The organism is Amycolatopsis sp. NPDC098790, assembly GCF_044759945.1.
In the GTDB taxonomy this organism is placed as follows: domain Bacteria; phylum Actinomycetota; class Actinomycetes; order Mycobacteriales; family Pseudonocardiaceae; genus Amycolatopsis.
The window spans coordinates 262,071-277,797 of the sequence record NZ_JBIWAI010000009.1; the positions used below are offsets into that span (position 1 = coordinate 262,071).

15 protein-coding genes are annotated in these 15,727 nt (G+C 72.5%); 7 read left to right on the forward strand and 8 right to left on the reverse strand.

The window, feature by feature from the left end:
- Positions 1 to 9: 9 nt before the first annotated feature.
- Complete coding sequence (locus ACIQWX_RS47065) at positions 10 to 1,179, reverse strand: sensor histidine kinase (protein ID WP_400885926.1); 1,170 nt, start codon at positions 1,177 to 1,179, stop codon at positions 10 to 12.
- 134 nt (positions 1,180 to 1,313) lie between these two features.
- On the opposite strand from ACIQWX_RS47065, the gene ACIQWX_RS47070 reads away from it, so the two are divergent.
- Positions 1,314 to 1,751, forward strand: coding sequence for a hypothetical protein (locus ACIQWX_RS47070; protein WP_400885929.1), 438 nt, complete (start codon positions 1,314 to 1,316; stop codon positions 1,749 to 1,751).
- On the opposite strand, the gene ACIQWX_RS47075 is transcribed toward ACIQWX_RS47070, so the two are convergent.
- Positions 1,735 to 2,736 carry a LacI family DNA-binding transcriptional regulator gene (locus ACIQWX_RS47075; protein ID WP_400885932.1) on the reverse strand — a complete coding sequence of 334 codons (1,002 nt, stop codon included), beginning with the start codon at positions 2,734 to 2,736 and terminating at the stop codon, positions 1,735 to 1,737. The genes ACIQWX_RS47070 and ACIQWX_RS47075 overlap by 17 nt on opposite strands.
- 82 nt (positions 2,737 to 2,818) lie before the next feature.
- Here ACIQWX_RS47075 and ACIQWX_RS47080 point away from each other — a divergent pair, with 82 nt between their 5' ends.
- On the forward strand, positions 2,819 to 3,661 hold the full coding sequence (locus tag ACIQWX_RS47080; RefSeq protein ID WP_400885935.1) for a phytanoyl-CoA dioxygenase family protein: 843 nt from the start codon (positions 2,819 to 2,821) through the stop codon (positions 3,659 to 3,661).
- A gap of 41 nt (positions 3,662 to 3,702) precedes the next feature.
- Positions 3,703 to 3,843 (forward strand): hypothetical protein, encoded by a 141-nt coding sequence (locus ACIQWX_RS47085; RefSeq protein ID WP_167379510.1) that lies wholly within the window; start codon positions 3,703 to 3,705, stop codon positions 3,841 to 3,843.
- Positions 3,844 to 3,846: 3 nt separating this feature from the next.
- Here ACIQWX_RS47085 and ACIQWX_RS47090 read toward each other — a convergent pair whose 3' ends face one another.
- From ACIQWX_RS47090 to ACIQWX_RS47110, 5 genes are all read right to left on the reverse strand, one after another.
- Entirely contained in the window at positions 3,847 to 4,239 is a 393-nt protein-coding gene (locus tag ACIQWX_RS47090) for a hypothetical protein (protein WP_400885937.1), read from the reverse strand.
- A 58-nt stretch (positions 4,240 to 4,297) separates the two neighbouring features.
- The gene (gene ligA, locus ACIQWX_RS47095; protein ID WP_400885939.1) at positions 4,298 to 6,289 is read right to left on the reverse strand and encodes an NAD-dependent DNA ligase LigA; all 1,992 of its coding nucleotides are present in this window, start codon (positions 6,287 to 6,289) and stop codon (positions 4,298 to 4,300) included.
- 36 nt (positions 6,290 to 6,325) lie between these two features.
- Positions 6,326 to 7,219, reverse strand: coding sequence for an oxaloacetate decarboxylase (locus ACIQWX_RS47100; RefSeq protein ID WP_400885942.1), 894 nt, complete (start codon positions 7,217 to 7,219; stop codon positions 6,326 to 6,328).
- A 5-nt stretch (positions 7,220 to 7,224) separates the two neighbouring features.
- Positions 7,225 to 8,415: an exo-alpha-sialidase gene (locus ACIQWX_RS47105; RefSeq protein ID WP_400885944.1), complete on the reverse strand. Its 1,191-nt coding sequence runs from the start codon at positions 8,413 to 8,415 to the stop codon at positions 7,225 to 7,227.
- A 378-nt stretch (positions 8,416 to 8,793) separates the two neighbouring features.
- The gene (locus ACIQWX_RS47110) at positions 8,794 to 9,240 is read right to left on the reverse strand and encodes a hypothetical protein (protein WP_400885947.1); all 447 of its coding nucleotides are present in this window, start codon (positions 9,238 to 9,240) and stop codon (positions 8,794 to 8,796) included.
- 97 nt (positions 9,241 to 9,337) lie between these two features.
- Between ACIQWX_RS47110 and ACIQWX_RS47115 the strand changes: the two genes are divergently transcribed.
- From ACIQWX_RS47115 to ACIQWX_RS47125, 3 genes are all read left to right on the forward strand, one after another.
- Positions 9,338 to 10,120, forward strand: a complete 783-nt coding sequence (locus ACIQWX_RS47115; RefSeq protein ID WP_400886225.1) for an FkbM family methyltransferase — start codon at positions 9,338 to 9,340, stop codon at positions 10,118 to 10,120.
- Between the two features lie 42 nt (positions 10,121 to 10,162).
- On the forward strand, positions 10,163 to 11,020 hold the full coding sequence (locus tag ACIQWX_RS47120; protein WP_400885949.1) for a TIGR03619 family F420-dependent LLM class oxidoreductase: 858 nt from the start codon (positions 10,163 to 10,165) through the stop codon (positions 11,018 to 11,020).
- Positions 11,021 to 11,139: 119 nt separating this feature from the next.
- Positions 11,140 to 14,814, forward strand: a complete 3,675-nt coding sequence (locus ACIQWX_RS47125; RefSeq protein WP_400885951.1) for a CARDB domain-containing protein — start codon at positions 11,140 to 11,142, stop codon at positions 14,812 to 14,814.
- A 67-nt stretch (positions 14,815 to 14,881) separates the two neighbouring features.
- Here ACIQWX_RS47125 and ACIQWX_RS47130 read toward each other — a convergent pair whose 3' ends face one another.
- Entirely contained in the window at positions 14,882 to 15,121 is a 240-nt protein-coding gene (locus ACIQWX_RS47130) for a hypothetical protein (RefSeq protein WP_400885954.1), read from the reverse strand.
- A gap of 219 nt (positions 15,122 to 15,340) precedes the next feature.
- Here ACIQWX_RS47130 and ACIQWX_RS47135 point away from each other — a divergent pair, with 219 nt between their 5' ends.
- Entirely contained in the window at positions 15,341 to 15,721 is a 381-nt protein-coding gene (locus tag ACIQWX_RS47135; RefSeq protein ID WP_400885956.1) for an ATP-binding protein, read from the forward strand.
- Positions 15,722 to 15,727 lie beyond the last annotated feature (6 nt).

Here is a 15,727-nt window from a genome sequence, read left to right on the forward strand (position 1 = left end):
CCGCGGCGGTCAGCCCGGCCGCAGCGGCAGCCGCGCGACCACGCGCCAGCGCCGGCCCTCCGCCGGTCCCGCGTGCACCGTACCGCCCACCGCCGCGACCCGCTCCGCCATCCCGAGCAGGCCGTAGCCGCCTCGGCGGGCGGGGCGCGCGGCGCCGTCGTTGACGACCTCGACGCGCAGCTCGCCGGGTGGTTCGTGGTGGACGAGCACCCGGACCTCGGCGGCGTCGGGCGCGTGCCGCCGGACGTTGGTGAGCGACTCGGTGAGCAGCCGGTGCGCGGTGGTCACGACCTCCGGCGCGACGGCCAGTTCGCCGAGGTCCGGGCTGACGTCGAGGTGGATGCGGTCGTCGTCGGGCACCGCGCGGTCCACGGCGGTGGCGAGGTCGGCGGGCGGCACGAAGAGGTCTTCGTCGCCGGTCCGCAGCGCGCCGACGAGCCGGCGCATCGCCGAAAGTGCCGTGGCACCCGCGGTTTCCAGCTCGGCGAACGTGGCGGTGTCGCCGCCGGTGCGTTCGGCGACCCGGTGCGCGGCCTGGACGCGCACGACGATGCCGGTGATCTGGTGCGCCACCAGGTCGTGCAGTTCACGGGCGAGCCGGAGCCGTTCGGCGGAGCGGAGTTCGAGGACGTCGACGCGGTGGCGGACGTCGGCGTCGCGCAGCACCAGGCCGCCGGCCAGCGCGCCGCCCCAGACCACCGCGGCGCCGGCGGCGTAGAGCGCGGCGGGGGAGCCGGTGCCGTAGCGCAGGATCGGGGCGAGCGTCGCCGCGCAGCCGCCGAGCACGGCCTGGACGGCGGCCGCCCGTGGCGAGAGCCGGTGGCAGGAGGCCCCGACCAGCAGCGCGATCGCCAGCGTCTCGGCCGCCCCGGGCTGCAGCGGGAGCCTGGTGCCCGCGACCGCCAGTCCCGCCGCGATTCCCGAGCCCAGCAGCGAAAGCCCGGAGACGGCGGTGGCCAGCCCGGCGATGTGGCCGGGGAACCGGCGGCGCAGCACGGCGAGCACCGCGACGACCGGGCCGGCGCCCGGCGCGAACTCGATCGCGATGGTCGTCCACTGTCCCTGTCCCGGCACGGCGCGGGCCGCGAAGACCGTGTCGAGCACGACGAGGACGCCGAGCACGACCGCCTCGGCCACCAGCGGGCCGCGGCGGCCGGTCCACGGAATCCGGTCGGTCACCTGCCCGATGGTGCCGCACCCGGCGGCCCGGCGCTCCGCTCGCGCCCGGAGTTCGTACCTGGGTACGAGACGGCGGCGGAATCTCGTACCGCCGGTTGATCGAACTCGCCGGTCGTCCCGGAAGGCTCGGGAGCATGAACCGATTCCAGATGCCGGAAGCCGAAACCCGGACCGGGAAGATCGAAGGGCTGCCGGGCTGGTACTTCGTGCTCGTCGGGCTGCTGGTGGCGAGCAACGACCTCAGCCTGCAGTTCAGCGACCGCTACCACTGGGTCGTCTTCCTGCCGATCGCGCTCGTCGCGGTGCACCTGACGCTGTGGTTCACGCTGCTGTCCCGCCGCCGCAAGTACCTGCGCGCGATCTGGCGCAGCAAGCAGGCCCTGGTCCTCGTCGCCGTCCTGTTCGCGCTGCGGCTGGGACTCCAGTTCGGACTGACGAAGCTCACCGACAGCGCCGCGCCGCTGCACAGCTACACCCACCTGATCCTCGGCCTCGTGATGCTCGTCGTGACGACGGCCGGGGCCTGGTTCGACCAGTGGCTCATCCTGCGGGTGGTCAACCGGGAGGCGTGACGCTCGTTCCGCGCACCAGGAGCCGGTGCGGGGCGACGATCGAACGCGGCGGCCCGGGTTCGGCGGCCAGGCGGTCCAGGGCGAGTTCCGCGATCCGGTCCTTGTCCGGCGACACCGTCGTCAGGGCCGGGACGCTGAACCGGCCGTCCTCGATGTCGTCGAACCCCACCAGCGCCAGGTCTTCCGGCACGGCCACCCCGCGGTCGGCGGCCGCGCGCAGCGCACCCAGGGCGAGCTCGTCGGTGAAGCAGAAGACGGCGTCGGGTCGCTCGGCCCGGTCGAGCAGCTCCAGCATCGCGCGGTGGCCGTCGGCGCGGTGCAAGCGCCGGACGGGCACTTCCAGGTCCGGTTCGGCGGCCACGCCGGCTTCGGCGAGCGCCCGGCGGTACCCGGCGAGCCGCTGGCGGGCCGTCGCGTTGAGCGACCGCGGCTGGATGCCCAGCGCGGCGATGCGTCGCCGGCCGGTGGCAAGCAGGTGCCCGGTGGCCTCGCGCGCGGCGGCGACGTTGTCGATCGCGACGTGGTCGACGCCGGCCGCGCCGTCGTGCTCGCCGAGCAGCACCAGCGGGACGGTGTCGGTGCGGGCGGCCAGCTCGGCGGGCGGCACCGCCCACGGGCTGAACAGGACGCCGTCGACGAGCTGGCTGCGCCGGCCGTGCAGCAGGTGCTTCTCGCGCTCGGCGTCGCCGTCGGTCTGGTCGATGAGGACGGTCAGGCCGCGGCGTTCGGCGATCCGGACGGTCCGCGCGGCCAGCTCGGCGAAGTACGGCGAGTCGATTTCCGGGACGACCAGGGCCACCAGCCCGGTCCGGCCGCGCCGCAGCGTCCGGGCGGCCATGTTCGGCCGGTAGCCCAGCGCGTCGATGCTCGCCTGCACGCGTTCCCGGGTCGCCGGGGCCACGTAGCGGAAGCCGTTGACCACGTTGGACACGGTTCGCACCGACACGCCGGCGTGTTCGGCCACGTCCCGCAGTTTCGGGTTCACGTTCGCAGCGTACCTCTTGCAACGTGGCATGCCACGTTGCAAACTGAAGTCGCCACGCCGTCGTGACGCCTTGGAGGTCCCCATGACCACGAACCTGACCTCGCCGTTGACCGCCGCCGACGTCGAGTCCCTGACCGGCCGCCTGTACGAGGACGGCATCATCGGCCTGCCCCAGGCCTTCACCCGGGAGTGGGTGACCCGGCTCGGCGAAGACATCGACACCGCGTTCGCCGAGGCCCGCGCCCGGCCGGACGGCGCCGTCGGCCGCGGCCCGAACCGCTTCTACGTCGAGATCCACCCCGAACAGCTGCGCGGCTTCGCCGACCTGGCCGCGCACCCGTGGATCACCGCGGTCGCCGAGTCCGTGCTGGGTCCGGACTACCGGATCGTCGAGGTCGGGTTCGACGTCCCGCTCGCCGGCGCCGTCGACCAGCCGTGGCACCGCGACTTCCCGATGCCGGAGGAGACGGCCCGCCACCGCAGGCTGAACTCGCTCGCCGTCAACGTGACCGCCGTGGACACCGAGCCCGACATGGGCCCCTTCGAGATCGCGCCCGGCACGCACTGGGACGACGGGACCGCGTTCGACCACGGCATGTTCCCGCCGCGCGAGGCGTACCCGCGCTACCGCGACCTGGCCGTCCGCAAGTTCCCGCGGATGGGCGACATCTCGATCCGCTCGGCGCTGACCGTGCACCGCGGCACCGCGAACCACTCGGCGAAGTCCCGCCCGGTCCTGGTGCTCGGCCTCGACGCGCCGGGCGCGGGCAACGACGAGCGCCACGACACCGCCGTGACGCACGAGTTCTGGGCGTCCCTGCCGGCCTCCGTGCGCGCGCACCTGGACTGCCCGGTCGTCGACACCCTCACTCCGATCACCCAGAAGCACACGATCGAGGGCCTGGTGATGGGCGAAGATTCCTGAACCGGATGTTTGCCGTCCCCGGCCCGGGGCACCAGAAAGCCATGACTGAAGCAGGGATCACCGAAGTGTCGGGCCGGGCCGGCGTCGTCGCGGGGTTGCGCCGCGTGCTGCTGGCGTTCGGAGTCGGGGGTGCGCTCGCGTGCCTCGCCTGGATGGCGCTCTGGCTCGCGATGCACGTGTAGGGACTAGAACTCGTCCGACGCGGTCAGCTCGTGCTCCAGCGAGTCCGCCCGGGCCACCACGGACTTGAGCGGCCGCTCGAACTCGTGCTCGATGCTGAGGTCCTCCAGCGGCACGGTGTGCTTGAGCAGGGCCACGCCGTCGACGACCGCCGCGCCACCGACGGCCGAGTTGCCGGCCAGTTCAAGCAGGCGGCGCAGGTCGATCTTGTCGGCCCAGCCGACCGGTGAGGAGATTTCGACCCACGCGCCGCCGTGCAGTTCTTCCACGTGGTGCGCGGTCACCTGCTGCGTGCGGCCGTCCGGGCCCTCCAGCTGGAACCGGAGCCAGCCGTCGGTGTCCTCCAGGACCTCGTACCGCGTCCGGACATAGTTGATCACATCGGTCCAGGTGGTCACCCGTGCCGCCTCTCCCTCGGGCCTGCTGCGCGGTCGCAGCATCTCACGAGCCCCTGCTTCAGATGATCCCGGCTTCGATGAGCTGCAGCCAGATTTCACTCTGGTCGGCGACGGTCACGCCGTGCTTCTCCGCCTTCGTGAGCTTCGCGGCGCCGACGTCGGCACCGGTGATGAGCAGGTCGGTGCTCGCCGACACCGACGACGCGATGGTCGCGCCCGCCTTTTCGCACAGCCGCTGGAACGTCGGCCGGGGCACCTTCTCGCCGGACCGCGGGTCGCTGATCGAGCCGGTGACGACCACCGTCTTGCCCGCCAGGGGAGCGCCGGCCGCGACGACCGGCGGCAGGTCCTCCTCGCGGACGTCCAGCGAAACGCCGCGTTCGCGCAGCCGCTCGAGCTCGGGCCGCAGCCGCGTGAGGTGCTCGATCAGCGACGCGGCGACCTTCGGCCCGATGTCCTCGACGGCCACCAGCCCGTCGACGCCGGCCTCGAGGACGTCTTCCAGGGAGCCGAACCCGGCCCGGCAGAGGCGGGCGGCGGTCCCCTCGGACGCCATCGGGATGGCGAGCCCGATCAGCGCCCGGCGCAGCCCGACCGACCGGCTGCCGTCGATCGACTCGATCATGCGCGTGGCCGAGACCTCGCCGATGCGCTCGAACTCCAGCAGCCGATCCTTGGTCAGCCGGTAGAAGTCCGACGGGTGTTCGAGGTCGCCGGACTCGGCCAGCCGCTCGATCCACACGCCGCCGATCGCCTCGATGTCCGCCGCGGCCCGGGACGCCCAGTGGATCAGCCGCCGCACGGTCTGCGCCGGGCAGGCGACGTTGGTGCAGAACAGTTCCCGGCTGTTGCCCTGCTCGGTGAGCGGCTGCCCGCACGACGGGCACGTGGACGGCGGCACGATCTCCCGCTCGGCGCCGGTGCGCTTCGACGCGTCGAGCACGCCGGCCACGAACGGGATGACGTCGCCGGCGCGGCGCACGAGCACGGTGTCGCCGATCTTGATCCCGCGGGCCTTGATGACCTCCTGGTTGGCCAGCGTCGCCCGGGTGACCGTGGTGCCGCCGACGAACACCGGCTCCAGCCACGCGACCGGGGCGATCTTGCCGGTCTTGCCGACGTCCCAGACGACGTCGGCCAGCACGGTCGTCTTCTCCTCGGCGGCGAACTTGAAGGCGAGCGCGCCGCGTGGCGAGCTCGACCGGGTGCCGGCGGCGGCGTACGCGTCCCGGTCGGCCAGGCGCAGGACCGCGCCGTCGAGGTCGTAGTCGAGGTCGTTGCGCCGCCGCTCGATCTCGCCGATCACCTCCTGCGCGGCCGCCGCGCCGGTGCAGCGGCGCATGTCGGCCGCGGTGAAGCCGAGGGTGTGCAGCGCGCCGCCGAGGTCGGTGTCCGCGCTGTCGGGGTCGGTGTAGAGGTCGAAGGCGAAGAACTGCAGCCTTCGTTCGGCGACGGTGGCCGGATCCTTGGCCCGCAGCGTGCCGGCGGCGGCGTTGCGCGGGTTGATCAGCGGCTTGTCCGGGTGGGCCTCGTTGTAGGCGGCGAAGGTGGAGCGCAGCATGACGGCCTCGCCCCGCACCTCGACCCGGCCGGGGGCGTCGAGCCGCTCCGGGATGCCGTCGGTCAGCGCCCGGACCAGCACGGTGACGTCGTCACCCGTGGTGCCGTCCCCGCGGGTGACGGCCCGCTGCAGCCGGCCCTCCTCGTAGACGACGGCGAGCGACAGGCCGTCGAGCTTCGGCATGACGACGACCGGCTGGCCGGGGAAGCGGTCGAAGAAGGCCTCGACCTGCTCGGGTTTGGTGGCTTTTTCCAGGGACAGCATGGGCCGCGAGTGCCGGATCGGTGCGTGCAGCACCGCGGGCGCGCCCACCTGTTCGAGCGGGTTCGGGTCCGGGGTCAGCTCCGGGTTCGCTTCGACGAGCGCGCGCAGCTCGTCTTCGACCGCGTCGTACTCCGCGTCCGCCACGACGGGCGAGCCCCGGTAGTAGGCGTCGCGGAGGACCACGATGCGATCGGCGAGTTCCTGAATGCGTTCCCGTGCTTCCACGGACAGGACATTACCGGGCAGCACCGACAAAAATGGTCAGCCGTCGCCGAAGCGGCCGGCGATCTCCTCGATCTCCGGCAGGCCGGCCAGGTCCGCGAAGTCCGTCAGCCCGGGCAGGTCGCGGACGACGCCGGCGGGGGTGCCGTCGGCGGCGATCCGGCCGAGGACCGCGCGCATCGCCTCGGTGGCCGCGAGCAGTGTCGAGATCGGACAGATGACCAGCCGGAACCCGAGCTCCCGCAGGCGGTCCCGGCCCAGCGGCGGCGTCTTCCCGCCTTCGGCCCAGTTGAACAGCAAGGGGACGTCGCGGAAGACGTCCGCCACCCGTTCGATCTCCGCCTCGGACTGCAGTGCCTCCACGAACAGCATGTCGGCGCCGGCGTCGCGGTAGCGGCGGGCCCGGTCGATCGCCGCGTCCAGGCCCTCCACCGCGCGGGCGTCGGTGCGGGCGATCAGGAGGAAGTCGGGGTCGTGCCGGGCGGCGACGGCGGCGCGGACCCGGTCGGCCATCGTCTCCGCCGGGACTACGCGCTTGCCTTCGAGGTGGCCGCAGCGCTTCGGCGCGACCTGGTCCTCGAGGTGGATCGCCGCGACCCCGGCGGCTTCGTACTCGCGGACGGTGCGGATGACGTTCAGCGCGTTGCCGTAGCCGGTGTCCGCGTCGGCGATCACCGGCACCTCCACGGCCTGCCGGAGCCGGCCCGCCGCCTGCACCATCTCCGTCATGGTGAGCAGGCCGACGTCGGGCCGGCCGAGCAGCGACGCCGTCGTGCCGAAGCCGGTCAGGTACACGGCCGGGAACCCGGCGGCCTCGACCAGCCGGGCGCTGAGCGCGTCGAACGCACCCGGCGCCACGACCGGCTCGTCGCCGGCCAGCAGCTCCCGCAGCCGCGCCGGTCCCGGAACGCGCGGACCCAGCAGACCGGCCACGGCGATCACCTCCTGGCGGAGGCGTTCCCGAGCTGTCCCGGGGTCAAACGCACCCGCTCGAAGACGATCTTCTCGTACGGGCCCGCCGTGCCCGTCTCGTAGAGGACGCCGAGCGTGGCGGGGCCGGCCTGGACCAGGTCGGAGTAGGCGGCCGGGCCGCTGGTGAGCGTGGGGCCCGCGCGCCAGGTGTGGCCGCGGTCGGTGCTCAGCCGCAGCTGCATGACCGAGCGGGTGGCGGGGTCGGCCGGGCCCGAGTAGACGAGCAGCCACGGGAGGGTCGTCTGCAGGACGCTGCCCTCGACTTTCGTCCCGGAGAGCGTCGGCTGGGGTCGGTAGGGCTTCGCCAGCGTCTTCCCGCCGTCGAAGCTGTAGCCGTCGACGCGGTGTTCGGCGGCGGAGCCCTGGTTGCGGCTGGAGAAGTAGAGGGTGCCGTCGGGCAGTTCGGTCGCGGTGGTTTCGTTCGCGGCGACGACGCCGTCGGTCCGGTCGTCGGTGAAGCCGATGTGCCAGGTGCGGCCGTCGTCGTCGCTGTAGAGGTCGTGACCGCCGTAGTACTTCGCTTCGGTCCCGACGTCGGCCGAGCCGGCGGGAGGCGAGCTGGAGTGGTTGGCGGGCACGACGATCCGGCCGGCGTGCGGACCGTGGCGCAGCAGGGTGGCGTGCCCGGGGCCGGTGGCGTACCACCGCCAGCCGGGCAGCTTGGTGTCGGCGGTGATGTCCCGGGCCGCGCTCCACGTGCGGCCGTCGTCCCGGCTGCGCACGACGAACACGCGGCGGGTGTCCTGCGCGGACGCCTGCCCGGACATGATCTGCTTTTCCGAGACGAGTCCGTTGTGGACGGTCAGCAGGACGAGGTCGCCGTTGCTCGCGCGCACGGGAGTCGGGTTGCCGGCGGTGGCATCGCCGTTGCTGTCGACGACGGAGAGGGAGCCCCAGGTGCAGCCGCCGTCGCGCGAGGTGCGCGAGACGGTCTGGATGGCCCCGGAGTCCCCGGCCGAGTCGCGCCGCCCTTCGGCGAAGGCGATGAGGGCGCCGTTCGCGGCCTGGACGACGGCGGGGATGCGGAACGTGTCGTAGCCCTCGGTGCCGGAGGTGAAGGGCACGGAGGAGGCGCAGCCTGGAGCTGCGGTGGCGGCGGGGGTGCAGGGCAGGCCCAGGGTGGCGGCGGCCAGCAGGATAGTGCCGAGTCTGCGCATCGGGGACACCGGGTTCGACCTCCTCGTCGAGGTAGGACATGGGATGTCTGACGTCCTATGTCCGGCAAACCTAGGGAGGTCGCGCACGCTCGTCAAGGTTTACGTTGCGCGCCGACGCGGCTACCGCGGGCGCGCGGGTGACGAGCCGTCGGGCACGGCCGGCCGCGGGTGCGCAGGTCGCGAAAGTCGCTTTCGGGACCTCCGACGCCCCGAATGCGACATTCGCCGCACGCGGACCGGGTGAGGGAGGCTGTCAGCACTCAGCAGGCTCGGTCACTCGAGCCGAGGCGCCGCCGGCACTCTCCAGGCTCAGCCGAGCGGATCGCGGGCAGCCGGCTACCAGCGCCCACCCGGCGCGGCCGACCGGACCCCGCCCGACTACCGCCGTCGGGCTCCGCACGGCCCGAAGTACCGGCACTCGACCAGCGCCCGCACGTCGTGCGCCCGCGCCAACGGCTCCAGTTCCTCCACCATCGCCGTCAACGTCACCAAATCCACGTGGCCCGTCCCGGTCAGCGGGAACAGCCGCTCGCTCGTGTCGTGCTTCGCGCACCCGCTGCCGCGCAGATTGCCCGCCGGCAGGACCCCGAACACCACTTCGCCCTCGTCGCCGAACGTGAAGTAGCACTGCAGGACCATCGGTGTCGTGTCGCCGACCTCGTTGGTCCTCTCGCCGCCGAAGCTGGGCGGGTACGACCAGCCCGCCGTCGCGTCGTCGAGGAACCGCACGTCGGCCGGGCCCGTGTCGCCGTCGAGCCGCCAGCCACGGTCCACCATGTGGTCGTGCACCTCGAGCTGGCGGGCGATGAGCAGCGTCGCGGTCATGCCCTCCAGTGTGGCCCACGCGGCCGTCCACGATCGGGTGACCTACCGATGGGGCTGGCCCACCGGGCGCGGGACTGATAAGCCTCTGCGCGTGACGATGGACCTGCACAGCATCAACCCGTGGGAAGTCTCGTTCCTGCGCGAAGAGGTCGGCGGTTACTTCGCCAACGGCGTCGAGCTCGCACCCGGCGCGACCGTCCTGGACGTCGGGGCCAACGTCGGCGTCTTCTCCGCCGCCGTCTACGAGCGGCTGGGCGGCGACGTGCGCATCTACGCCTTCGAGCCGCTCCCGCCGCTGTTCGAAAAGCTGGCGCGCAACGGTGACGACTTCTTCGCGGGCCGCCTGAAAGCGCTGCCCTTCGGGCTCGCGGCCGGTGAGGACGAGCTCGACTTCAGCTACTTCCCGGGCGCGACGATCTTCTCGTCCTCGTGGCGCGACGAGGGCAACGTCGAGGCCGAGCGCCGCCGGGTCACCGCCAGCGTCGTCGAGATGATCCGCCGGGGCGGCCTGGGCCCGGCGGCCCGCCGCGTGCCGGCGCCCGTCCTGCGCGGGCTCGTCGGCCGCAAGCTGCGGGTGATGCGGGAGCTGGAGACGCACCGCGTCCGCGTCCGGCCGCTTTCGCAGGTGCTCGACGAGGAGGGCATCGACCGCGTCGACCTGCTCAAAGTCGACGTCGAAGGCGCCGAGCTGGAAGTCCTGCGCGGCATCGAAGACCGGCACTGGCCGCTCGTCCGCCAGGCTGTCGTCGAAGTGGAGCGGTGGTCGGCCAACCGGGACCGCGTCCGCGAAGTGTTCGCCACGCGCGGCTTCGCGGTCGAGGCCGTGCAGGACCCGGTCCAGCAGGCCGCCGACATCGGGATGGTGTTCGCGCTGCGGTAAGCGTTGCCTTGACGCGGACGTCAATCCCTAGCGTCGCGTTCCGTGAAGTTCGGAATCAGCTACAGCACCCCGCACCTCGGCGTCGACCCCGGCGCGCTCATGCGCGTCGCGAAAGACGCCGAAGAACTCGGCTTCGAGTCGTTCTACCTCCCCGAGCACATCGCCCTGCAGCCCGGCGCGAAGATCGGGGCGATGGCGCTGGACCCGTCGCTGCCCTACGGCGATCCGCTCGAGTGCCTGGCCTTCGTCGCCGCCGGGACGCGGCGGATCCTGCTCGGCACCGGCGTCCTGCTGCTGCCGTACCACCACCCGGTCGTGCTCGCCAAGCGGCTGGCGACCCTCGACCTGCTGGCCGGCGGGCGCCTGCGGCTGCTCACCGTCGGCGTCGGCGCGCTGCCCGGCGAGGCCGCCGCGGCCGGCGTCGACTTCGCCACCCGGGGCCGCCGGGCCGACGAAGCGCTCGACGTCCTGCGGCTGCTCTGGGAGGGCGACGAGACCGGCGTCAGCCACGACGGCGAGTTCTTCCGCTTCGCCGACGTCTGCAGCTTCCCGAAGCCGACCGGCCGGCTGCCGATCCACGTCGGCGGCTCGAGCCCGGCCGCCGCGCGCCGGGCCGGGCGCCGGGGTGACGGCTACTTCGCGGGCGGACGGCTCACCCCGGACGAGCGCCGCCGCCAGCTCGACCTCGCCCGGGCGGCCGCGGCCGAAGCCGGCCGGGACCCGGAAGCCTTGCAGTACACCCGATGGGGCTCGCTCGGAATGTCCGAAGTGGACGTCGAACAGCTCGCGGAGGAAGGCGTGACCCGGCTCGTGGTGAGCCCTTCGACCGCCGATCCGGCTGCCCAGCGCGAGGAGCTCGAGGCGTTCGCCGAGCGGTTCGCGCTTGGGCCATTCGAGTGAAACGTCCGAAGTCGAAAAATTTCCGGACAGTGTCAAGTTCTTGCGTGACGGCGCTCACTTGTTGCATGCTCGGGTGGCTCTGAGTCCCCTCCCCGCCGTCTCGAAGAAGAGAAGACGCCATGACTCGAACGCGCCTGTCCCGGCTCGTCGCCGGATTCCTCGCCGTTGGCCTCTCCGCCGCCGGGCTGTCCCTCGCCTCCGCGGCGAGCGCTCCACCGGGAACGGCGGCGCAGCTCGCCGACGTCCCCCTGACCAGGACGGTGTCGGCGAGCAGCGCGCTGCCCGGCTACCCCGTCGCCAACGCCGTCGACGGGAACCAGGCCACCTACTGGGAGTCCGCGAACAACGCGTTCCCGCAGTGGATCCAGGCCGACCTCGGCTCCACCAAGGCGCTCTCGCGGATCGTGCTGAAGCTGCCCGCGACCTGGGAGTCCCGCACCGAGACCCTCGCCGTGCGCGGCAGCACCGACGGCACGGCGTTCACCGACCTCGCCGCCTCGGCCGGATACGCCTTCGCTCCCGGCACCGGCACCGTCACCATCCCGGTGACCGCGTCGACCCGGTACGTCCGGCTGAACGTCACCGCGAACACCCAGTGGCCCGCCGCCCAGCTCTCGGAGTTCGAGCTGTACGGGCCCGACTCCGGCGACACGCAGGCGCCGACCGCGCCGGCGAACCTCGCGTTCACCGAACCCGGCTCCGGCCAGATCAAGCTCACCTGGTCGGCCTCGACGGACGACGTCGGCGTCACCGGCTACACCGTCTACCGGGACGGCACGCCCGTCACCACGGTCACCGGCACCGGCTTCACCGAGACGCGGCCCGCCGGCACGCGCGTCGAGTACTTCGTGCGCGCCAAGGACGCCGCCGGGCACGAGTCCGCCGACAGCAACCACGTGGTGCGCCAAGGCACCCAGGCCGGCCGGAACCTCGCCGCGGGCAAGCCGATCGAAGCGTCCTCGAGCGTCTTCTCCTTCGTCGCCGCCAACGCGAACGACGGCACCACCGGCACGTACTGGGAAGCGTCCGGTCAACCGAGCACGCTGACCGTCAAGCTCGGCGCGAACGCCGACCTCGACCAGGTCGTCGTCAAGCTCAACCCGGACCCGGTCTGGGGCACGCGGACGCAGACCTTCGAGGTCCTCGGCCGCGACCAGGGCGCCACGGCGTTCACCACGCTCAAGGCCGGCGCCGGCTACCGCTTCGACCCGGCGGCCAACCAGAACACCGTGACCATCCCGGTCGGCGGCCGGGCGGCCGACGTCCGGCTGCAGTTCACCGCCAACTCCGGCGCGCCCGGCGGGCAGGTCGCCGAGTTCCAGGTGTTCGGCACGCCGGCGCCGAACCCGGACCTCGTCGTCACCGGCACGACGTGGACTCCGGTGAACCCGACCGAGACCAGCCAGGTCGCGGTCTCGGCGACCGTCAAGAACGCGGGCACCGCGGCTTCGGCCGCGACGACCGCCACCGTCAGCCTGGGCGGAACCGTCGTCGGCACCGGGGCCGTCGGCGCCCTCGCCGCCGGCGCGTCCACGACCGTGACGGTGACCGCGGGCACCCGCCCGCAGGGCACCTACAGCGTGTCCGCCACGGTCGACCCCACGAACGCGGTCGTCGAGCAGGACGACACCAACAACACGTTCACCTCGCCGACCCCGCTGGTGATCGCCCAGGCGCCGGGCCCGGACCTCGAGGTCACCGGTATCACGTCCAACCCGGCCAACCCGGCGGCGGGCGCGGCGGTGTCGTTCACCGTCGCGGTGCACAACCGCGGCACCAGCGCCTCCGGCACCTCGGTGACCCGGCTGACCGCCGGCGCCACCACCCTGACCGGCGCCACGGGCGCGATCGCGGCCGGCGCCACGGCCACCGTCGCGATCTCCGGCACGTGGACCGCGACCAACGGCGGCGCCACGCTCACCGCGACCGCCGACGCGGCGAACACGGTCGCGGAGACCAACGAGTCCAACAACGAGCTGTCCCGGGCCATCGTGGTCGGCCGCGGCGCGGCCGTGCCGTACACCGAGTACGAGGCGGAATCCGCGCAGTACCAAGGACAACTGCTGCAGGCCGACGCGCTGCGCACGTTCGGGCACACGAACTTCGCGACCGAGTCCTCGGGCCGCCAGTCCGTCCGGCTGGCGAGCCAGGGCCAGTACGTGGAGGTCACGTCGGCGAACCAGGCGAACTCGATCGTCGTGCGCAACTCCGTTCCCGACGCCGCGGGTGGCGGCGGCCAGGACTACACGCTCAGCCTGTACGTCAACGGCACCTTCGCGCAGAAGCTGACGCTGTCGTCGAAGCACAGCTGGCTCTACGGCACCACCGACGACCCCGAAGGCCTGACGAACACGCCGCAGGGCGACGCGCGGCGGCTGTTCGACGAGTCGCACGCGCTGCTGGCCCAGTCCTACCCGCCGGGCACGAAGTTCAAGCTGCAGAGGGACAACGGCGACAACGCGGCGTTCTACGTGATCGACCTGGTCGACCTGGAGCAGGTGGCCCCGGCCCTTCCGAAGCCGGCCGAATGCACGTCGATCACCGAGTACGGCGCCGTTTCCGGCGACGGCGTCGACGACGCCCCGGCCATCCAGCGCGCGGTCACCGACGACCAGAACGACCGGATCGCCTGCGTCTGGATCCCGGAAGGACAGTGGCGCCAGGAAGCGAAGATCCTGACCGACGACCCGACCGTCCCCAACGGCGGCGGCCAGTACAACCAGGTCGGCATCTCCAACGTGACGATCCGCGGCGCCGGCATGTGGCGGTCCCAGCTGTACTCGCTGATCCAGCCGCAGGACGCCGGCACGATCAACCACCCGCACGAAGGCAACTTCGGGTTCGACGTCGACAAGAACGTGCAGATCTCCGACATCGCCGTCTTCGGTTCCGGCCGGATCCGTGGCGGTGACGGCAACGCCGAGGGCGGCGTCGGGCTCAACGGCCGCTTCGGCACCGGGACGAAGATTTCGAACGTCTGGATCGAGCACGCGAACGTCGGGGTGTGGGTCGGCCGCGACTACAGCAACAAGCCCGAGCTGTGGGGCCCGGCCGACGGCCTGGAGTTCAGCGGCATGCGGATCCGCGACACCTACGCCGACGGCATCAACTTCACCAACGGCACGCGCAACTCGAAGGTGTTCAACTCGTCCTTCCGCACCACCGGGGACGACTCGATGGCGGTGTGGGCCAACCAGTACGTGAAGGACCCGTCGGTGGACATCGCGCACGACAACGCGTTCACCAACAACACGGTCCAGCTTCCCTGGCGCGCCAACGGTCTCGCGATCTACGGCGGGTACGGGAACCGGATCGAGAACAACCTGGTGTCCGACACCATGAACTACCCGGGCATCATGCTGGCGACCGACCACGACCCGCTGCCGTTCTCCGGGCAGACGACGATCGCGAACAACGCCCTCTACCGCTGCGGCGGCGTCTTCTGGGGCGAGCAGCAGAAGTTCGGCGCGATCACGTTCTTCGCGCAGGGCAAGGACATCCCGGGCGTGACGCTGCGGGACACGGAGGTCCACGACTCGACCTACGACGGCATCCAGTTCAAGACCGGCGGCGGCGTGGTGACGGCGGCGATCACGAACGTGACGGTCGACAAGTCGAACAACGGGGCCGGGATCCTCGCGATGAGCGGCGCCCGCGGCAGCGCGACGCTGACGAACGTGCGGATCACCGGTTCGGCGAAGGGTGACGTCGTCGTCGAACCGGGGTCGCAGTTCGTAATCAACGGTGCTCCTGTCCCGGCGGTGGTCGCTGCGGGCCGGCGCGGGGCCAGGTAAGGGGACCGGGTGCCGGGGCCGCGTGCCCCGGCACCCGGCCTGTCAGGCGGGAACTGGCCGCGCGGGCTCACGCGTCGGTCGGGGAGCGGCTCCACACCAGCGCCGCGTGCCAGGCGGCGATCAACGCCTCGTCGTCGGCGTAGCTCGGGCACGTTCCCACCGGGACCCACGCCTGCTCGACCGCTTCGCCGTCCTCGACCCGTACCACGGTCACCCCGGCGTACTCCACGACTTCGCGGCCGTGCCCGGTGGGGACCGAGACCGCGCGGGTGCCCAGCCGCAGCCGTACCCGCCGTTCGCCCGTCATCGAATCCGCTTTCCCCTTCATGCTCCACGGTGGTGTCGCGCACCGGCCGGGATCTGTAACAGCCCGGCGGCCCCGGCTGCGGTGAACGGCCGGAATCGCCCGCCCAGTGGCGTCCACGCGACGAGCGGATGCGTCCGTTCGTGCTAATCCACGTGTGAGGACGCGCCGGACCGGTCACTCCGTTCCGGGAAGATTCCTTCTGGGGGAGGTGCCGAAGACGTGACGCCCGAAAGTTTCGAGTTCGCGCCGGAGCCGGCGCAGGTCAGGCTGGTGCGGTCCTGGGTGCGTGAGCGTCTGGCCGCGGGGAGTGTGCCGGACGCCGTCGCGGCCGACGTCGTCCTGATCACCGGTGAGCTGGCGACCAACGCGGTCCGGCACGCCGCCGGGCCCTTGCGCGTGCTGCTGGTCCGCGCCGACGCCGCGGTGTGGATCGGGGTGGAGGACGCCGGCGGGTCCGCCTGGTTCGACCCGGTCGTGCCCGAAGCCGCTCCGGCGGGGACCGGGCTCACCCTGGTCGCCGCGTGCTCCGACCGGCGCGGCTACTTCCACCGCCCGGACGGCGGGAAGACGGTCTGGGCGGAGATCCCGCTCGCTTCGTGAGCGGCC

Bases quoted from the DNA above. Each gene is read 5' to 3' on its own strand.
- ACIQWX_RS47070 (WP_400885929.1), top strand. From the start codon at position 1,314: ATGAACCGATTCCAGATGCCGGAAGCCGAAACCCGGACCGGGAAGATC.
- ACIQWX_RS47080 (WP_400885935.1), top strand. From the start codon at position 2,819: ATGACCACGAACCTGACCTCGCCGTTGACCGCCGCCGACGTCGAGTCC.
- ACIQWX_RS47085 (WP_167379510.1), top strand. From the start codon at position 3,703: ATGACTGAAGCAGGGATCACCGAAGTGTCGGGCCGGGCCGGCGTCGTC.
- ACIQWX_RS47105 (WP_400885944.1), bottom strand. From the start codon at position 8,415: ATGCGCAGACTCGGCACTATCCTGCTGGCCGCCGCCACCCTGGGCCTG.
- ACIQWX_RS47110 (WP_400885947.1), bottom strand. From the start codon at position 9,240: ATGACCGCGACGCTGCTCATCGCCCGCCAGCTCGAGGTGCACGACCAC.
- ACIQWX_RS47115 (WP_400886225.1), top strand. From the start codon at position 9,338: ATGGACCTGCACAGCATCAACCCGTGGGAAGTCTCGTTCCTGCGCGAA.
- ACIQWX_RS47125 (WP_400885951.1), top strand. From the start codon at position 11,140: ATGACTCGAACGCGCCTGTCCCGGCTCGTCGCCGGATTCCTCGCCGTT.
- ACIQWX_RS47130 (WP_400885954.1), bottom strand. From the start codon at position 15,121: ATGACGGGCGAACGGCGGGTACGGCTGCGGCTGGGCACCCGCGCGGTC.